This window comes from Streptomyces shenzhenensis (assembly GCF_003688995.1).
In the GTDB taxonomy this organism is placed as follows: domain Bacteria; phylum Actinomycetota; class Actinomycetes; order Streptomycetales; family Streptomycetaceae; genus Streptomyces; species Streptomyces shenzhenensis_A.
Window position 1 is genome coordinate 109,904 of sequence record NZ_PENI01000032.1, and the last position, 6,000, is coordinate 115,903.

Annotated in this window: 6 protein-coding genes; 5 read left to right on the top strand and 1 reads right to left on the bottom strand. The window is 67.8% G+C overall.

What is annotated here, in order from left to right; all coding sequences use genetic code 11:
* Nucleotides 1-131: 131 nt before the first annotated feature.
* Nucleotides 132-2,846 (bottom strand): pyruvate dehydrogenase (acetyl-transferring), homodimeric type, encoded by a 2,715-nt coding sequence (aceE, locus tag CTZ28_RS35960; RefSeq protein ID WP_121893933.1) that lies wholly within the window; start codon nucleotides 2,844-2,846, stop codon nucleotides 132-134.
* 457 nt (nucleotides 2,847-3,303) lie between these two features.
* Between aceE and CTZ28_RS35965 the strand changes: the two genes are divergently transcribed.
* The 5 genes from CTZ28_RS35965 to CTZ28_RS35985 all read left to right on the top strand — a co-directional run.
* Nucleotides 3,304-3,744: a DUF3052 domain-containing protein gene (locus tag CTZ28_RS35965; RefSeq protein WP_183154761.1), complete on the top strand. Its 441-nt coding sequence runs from the start codon at nucleotides 3,304-3,306 to the stop codon at nucleotides 3,742-3,744.
* A 118-nt stretch (nucleotides 3,745-3,862) separates the two neighbouring features.
* Nucleotides 3,863-4,321 carry a peroxiredoxin gene (locus tag CTZ28_RS35970; RefSeq protein WP_121893935.1) on the top strand — a complete coding sequence of 153 codons (459 nt, stop codon included), beginning with the start codon at nucleotides 3,863-3,865 and terminating at the stop codon, nucleotides 4,319-4,321.
* 141 nt (nucleotides 4,322-4,462) lie between these two features.
* Nucleotides 4,463-5,038 (top strand): TerD family protein, encoded by a 576-nt coding sequence (locus tag CTZ28_RS35975; protein ID WP_121893936.1) that lies wholly within the window; start codon nucleotides 4,463-4,465, stop codon nucleotides 5,036-5,038.
* 98 nt (nucleotides 5,039-5,136) lie between these two features.
* A complete protein-coding gene (locus CTZ28_RS35980) occupies nucleotides 5,137-5,712 on the top strand; it encodes a TerD family protein (protein WP_121893937.1) in 576 nt (191 codons plus the stop codon).
* Nucleotides 5,713-5,789: 77 nt separating this feature from the next.
* On the top strand, nucleotides 5,790-6,000 hold a 211-nt coding region (locus tag CTZ28_RS35985; protein ID WP_121893938.1), incomplete at its 3' end, for a DUF475 domain-containing protein.

Genomic DNA, 6,000 nt, shown 5'->3' on the forward strand with positions numbered 1-6,000 from the left:
CGTACGGGGGCGCCCCGGGATTGCGCGACGAGCCACGATGCCGCCGCACCCGAACAACGGCCTCTCCCGGGCTCCGCCGTGTGGGCGCGATCAGCCACAACGCCGCCGCACCCGAACGACGAACCCCGCTGTTAAGCCGGCGGAGCCAACTGGTATCGGTCGATAGCCTGCTTCAGCGCCGAGCGGTCGACCTTGCCCTCCCGCGCCAACTCGGTCAGCACCGCCACCACGATCGACTGCGCGTCGATGTGGAAGAAGCGCCGCGCCGCCCCCCGGGTGTCGGCGAAGCCGAAGCCGTCCGCGCCGAGGGACTGATACGTCCCGGGCACCCACCGCGCAATCTGATCCGGCACCGACCGCATCCAGTCGGACACGGCCACGAACGGCCCCTCGGCCCCGCCCAGCTTCCGCGTGACATACGGCGTGCGCTGCTCCTCCTCCGGGTGCAGCAGGTTGTACTGCTCGCACGCCACGGCCTCCCGCCGCAGCTCGTTCCAGGAGGTCGCCGACCAGACGTCCGCCCGGACGTTCCACTCCTCGCCGAGGATCCGCTGCGCCTCCAGCGCCCACGGCACCGCGACCCCGGACGCCATGATCTGCGCCGGAACGGAGCCCGAGGCGCCCGCGCCGATCCGGTGGATGCCCTTGAGGATGCCCTCGACGTCCACGTCCGCCGGCTCGGCCGGGTGCTGGATGGGCTCGTTGTAGACGGTGAGGTAGTAGAAGACGTCCTCGCCGTGCGGGTGCTCGGCGTCACCGCCGTACATGCGGCGCAGCCCCTCCTGCACGATGTACGCGATCTCGTACCCGTACGCCGGGTCGTAGGCCACGCACGCCGGATTGGTCGAGGCGAGCAGCTGGGAGTGGCCGTCCGCGTGCTGCAGCCCCTCGCCGGTCAGGGTCGTACGCCCGGCGGTCGCACCCAGGACGAAACCGCGCGCCAGCTGGTCGGCCATCTGCCAGAACTGGTCACCGGTGCGCTGGAAACCGAACATTGAGTAGAAGACGTAGACGGGGATCAGCGGCTCGCCATGGGTCGCGTACGCCGAGCCCGCCGCGATCAGCGATGCCGTGCAGCCCGCCTCCGAGATGCCGTCGTGCAGCATCTGGCCGGTCGGCGACTCCTTGTAGGCCAGGAGCAGATCCCGGTCAACCGACTCGTACTGCTGGCCGAGCGGATTGTAGATCTTCGCACTCGGGAAGAAGGAGTCCATGCCGAACGTGCGGTACTCGTCCGGCGCGATCAGCACGAACCGCCGGCCGATCTCCTTGTCCCGCATGAGGTCCTTCAGCAGTCGTACGAACGCCATGGTCGTGGCGATGGACTGCTGACCGGTGCCCTTCTTCACGGTCGCGTACGCCGTGTCGCCCGGCAGCGCGAGCGGCTTCGAGCGCACGACCCGGGTCGGGACGTAGCCGCCGAGCCCCTTGCGCCGGTCGTGCATGTACTGCATCTCCTCCGTGTCCCGGCCCGGGTGGTAGTACGGCGGCAGGCCGGACTCCAGCTCCCGGTCGGAGATCGGCAGGTGCAGCCGGTCGCGGAAGTGCTTGAGGTCGTCGACCGTCAGCTTCTTCATCTGGTGGGTGGCGTTGCGGCCCTCGAAGTTCGGGCCCAGCGTCCAGCCCTTGATCGTCTTGGCCAGGATCACCGTGGGCTGGCCCTTGTGCGCCTTGGCCGCGGAGAACGCCGCGAAGATCTTCCGGTGGTCGTGACCGCCGCGGCCCAGGTGCAGGATCTGGTCGTCGGTCAGGTGCTCGACCATCGCGCGCAGCCGGTGGTCGTCGCCGAAGAAGTGCCGGCGGATGTACGCGCCGGACTCGGTCGCGTACGTCTGGAACTGACCGTCCGGGGTGATGTTCATCTTGTTGACCAGCACGCCGTCGCGGTCCTGGGCGAGCAGCGGGTCCCAGGTGCGGTCCCAGACCAGCTTGATCACGTTCCAGCCGGCGCCCCGGAAGACCGACTCCAGCTCCTGGATGATCTTGCCGTTGCCGCGCACCGGGCCGTCCAGCCGCTGGAGGTTGCAGTTGACGACGAAGGTGAGGTTGTCCAGGCCCTCGCGCGCGGCGATGGACAGCTGGCCGAGCGACTCCGGCTCGTCCATCTCGCCGTCGCCGAGGAACGCCCACACGTGCGATCCGGAGGTGTCGGCGATGTCGCGCGCCTCCATGTAGCGGTTCATCCGGGCCTGGAAGATCGCGGCGAGCGGGCCGAGACCCATGGAGACCGTCGGGAACTCCCAGAAGTCCGGCATGGAGCGCGGGTGCGGGTAGCTGGAGAGCCCGTCGGGGTACCGCGACTTCTCCTGGCGGAAGCCGTCGAGCTGGCCCTCGGTGAGCCGGTCGAGCAGGTACGCGCGCGCGTAGATGCCGGGGGAGGCGTGGCCCTGGAAGAAGACCTGGTCGCCGCCGCGGCCGTCGTCCTTGCCGCGGAAGAAGTGGTTGAAGCCGACGTCGTACAGCGAGGCGGAGGAGGCGAAGGTGGCGATGTGGCCGCCGACGCCGATGCCGGGGCGCTGCGCGCGGGAGACCATCACGGCCGCGTTCCAGCGGGTCGCGTTGAGGATCTTGCGCTCGATCTCCTCGTTGCCCGGGAAGAACGGCTCGTCCTTGGTCGCGATGGTGTTGACGTAGTCCGTGCTGCGCATCTCGGGCACGGCCACCCGCTTTTCGCGGGCTCGCTCGATCAGCCGGAGCATGAGGTAGCGCGCCCGCTCCCGGCCGCGCTCGTCGACGGCGGCGTCGAGGGAGTCGAGCCACTCCTGGGTTTCCTCGGGATCGAAGTCAGGAACCTGACTCGGAAGGCCGCCAATGATGATCGGGTTGCGATCGGATCCGGAAGCCACGCTGTTCCTTACCTGTCGGAGGGCCGCTTTGTCTGCTGTCCCTACACCTTGTCCCCACACCGTTCCCCATCGTGTACCTCGGCACGGCGTACGTCATCTCTACCGCGAGGTAATGAGGCGTCCGTCCGGCCCTCCCGCCTCGCACTTTGGGCGGTCCGGTCGAAACGTAACGATACGCCCAAGGTGCACCGCGTGCGGCAAAGTTGTTCGATGGACGTAAACCCGTACACGCGGATGATTCCGAACGGGGCAAACCGGGCAGGAGGGTGTGGTGTGTGGTCGGGAGTCGCGCGATACGGTGCCAGGAGTTGCGACGACACGGCCGGGATCGTCACCGTTTCGGCGGTCTGAACGGCCGGGTACTTGCGCGATCCGCCCCGCCCGTGTGGACTACGGCCAATGCTTCGCGCACGCGCGTGGCTGAGTCATTCACCGAAACATGATCAGGAGGCAACCCGTGAGCGCGACCGCGGACCACGCGGAGGAGCGGACGAGCCCTGCCGCAAGGCTGGGGTTCCAGCCCGAGCAGGTGGTCCAGGAGATCGGCTACGACGACGACGTCGACCAGGAGCTCCGCGAGTCCATCGAGGAAGTCATCGGCAGCGACCTGGTGGACGAGGAGTACGACGACGTGGCCGACGCCGTGGTGCTGTGGTTCCGCGACGAGGACGGCGACCTGACGGATGTGCTGGTGGACGCCATCACGTACATCGAGGAGGGTGGCGCGATCCTGCTCCTCACGCCGAAGACCGGCCGTTCGGGGTACGTGGAGCCGAGTGACATCTCCGAAGCCGCGACGACGGCCGGGCTGTCGGCGTCCAAGAGCGTCAGCGTGGGCAAGGACTGGAGCGGCTCGCGTCTGGTGACGCCGAAAGCCGCCGCCAAGTCCAGGAAGTAGGCCGCCTCATCCCGTACGTCGGACGGGCCGGGCCCGCCCCGGCCCGTCCGACGCTCCCCGGTGGTCGCTGCGTAGGGTGGTCTCACCCGAACAGTCTCCACCGAAGGGATGCAGGACGATGGCGATCCAGGTCGGCGACAAGGCGCCCGACTTCGAGCTCAAGGACAACCACGGCCGCACCGTGAAGCTCTCCGACTTCCGCGGCGAGAAGAACGTGGTGCTCCTCTTCTACCCCTTCGCCTTCACCGGTGTGTGCACCGGCGAGCTGTGCGAACTGCGCGACAACCTGCCCACGTTCGTCAACGACGACACGCAGCTGCTCGCCGTCTCCAACGACTCCATCCACACCCTGCGCGTCTTCGCCGAGCAGGAGGGCCTGGAGTACCCGCTGCTCAGCGACTTCTGGCCGCACGGCGAGACCTCGCGCGCGTACGGCGTCTTCGCCGAGGACAAGGGCTGCGCCGTCCGCGGCACCTTCATCATCGACAAGGAGGGCGTCGTGCGGTGGACCGTCGTCAACGATCTGCCGGACGCGCGTGACCTGGACGCGTACGTGCGGGCGCTCGGCAGCCTGTGACGCGGCGCCCGGCGACCGACACCTTCGATTCTTCGGTTCCAGGGCCTGCGGGGGGCGGGAACCCGTCACTAGGATCGACTCGTTGATCCGGTATCCGACGCACCATGGGGCTCCCCGCCCCCGGACACACATGGAGGACTCGTGGGAGTCAGCCTCAGCAAGGGCGGCAACGTATCACTGACCAAGGAGGCCCCCGGTCTGACCGCTGTCCTCATCGGTCTGGGCTGGGACGTCCGCACCACCACCGGCACCGACTTCGACCTCGACGCCAGCGCGCTGCTGCTGAACGCGGCGGGCAAGGTCGGCAGCGACCAGAACTTCGTCTTCTTCAACAACCTCAAGAGCCCCGACGGCTCCGTGGAGCACACCGGTGACAACATCACCGGTGAGGGCGAGGGCGACGACGAGGTCATCAAGGTCAACCTGGCGTCGGTCCCGGCCGATGTCGACAAGATCACCTTCCCGGTGTCGATCTACGACGCCGAGAACCGTCAGCAGTCCTTCGGCCAGGTGCGCAACGCGTTCATCCGCGTCGTCAACCAGGCCAACCAGCAGGAGATCGCCCGCTACGACCTCAGCGAGGACGCCTCCACCGAGACCGCCATGGTCTTCGGCGAGCTGTACCGGCACGGCGCGGAGTGGAAGTTCCGCGCCATCGGCCAGGGCTACGCCTCGGGCCTGCGCGGCATCGCGCAGGACTTCGGCGTCAATGTCTGAGACGTGACCGGCTCCGTCCGGCGCCGCGATTCCGTTCCGGGGCGGCGCCGGACGCGCAGGACAACCGAAGAAGCTCCACCCAGGGGAGGACCAGCAACATGGGCGTCACACTCGCCAAGGGGGGCAATGTCTCCCTCTCCAAGGCCGCACCGAACCTCACCAATGTCCTGATCGGGCTCGGCTGGGACGCGCGTTCCACCACCGGCGCCGACTTCGACCTGGACGCCAGCGCGCTGCTGTGCCAGAGCGGCAGGGTCCTCGGCGACGAGTGGTTCGTCTTCTACAACCAGCTGAAGAGCCCGGACGGCTCGGTGGAGCACACCGGTGACAACCTCACCGGTGAGGGCGAGGGCGACGACGAGAGCATCCTGGTCGACCTGCTGAAGGTCCCGGCCGGCTGCGACAAGATCGTCTTCCCCGTCTCGATCCATATGGCGGACGAGCGCGGCCAGACCTTCGGCCAGGTCTCCAACGCCTTCATCCGCGTCGTCAACCAGGCCGACGGCCAGGAACTCGCGCGCTACGACCTCAGTGAGGACGCCTCCACCGAGACCGCCATGATCTTCGGCGAGTTGTACCGCTATCAGGGCGAGTGGAAGTTCCGTGCGGTGGGACAGGGGTACGCGTCCGGGCTCCGGGGCATCGCTCTAGACTTCGGAGTCAACGTTTCGTAAAGCCGGGTACGGCTCGGGGGAGACTCTCTCTCAGACCACGTCTGGGAAGGGACCCGCAACACACGATGGGGTAGCCAGTGGTTCTCAAAACCTTCGGCTGGTCGTTCGCGGTCACCGCGCTCGGCCTGGTCGCCGCGGTCTTCTACGGGGGGTGGACCGCATTTGGCATCGTGGCGATCCTGTCCATCCTCGAAATCTCGCTGTCGTTCGACAACGCCGTGGTCAACGCCGGCATCCTGAAGAAGATGAACGCCTTCTGGCAGCGGATCTTCCTCACGATCGGCGTTC

Coding starts and splice junctions, on each gene's coding strand:
- CTZ28_RS35980 (WP_121893937.1), top strand. CDS start 5,137: ATGGGCGTCACACTCGCCAAGGGGGGCAATGTCTCCCTCTCCAAGGCC.
- CTZ28_RS35970 (WP_121893935.1), top strand. CDS start 3,863: ATGGCGATCCAGGTCGGCGACAAGGCGCCCGACTTCGAGCTCAAGGAC.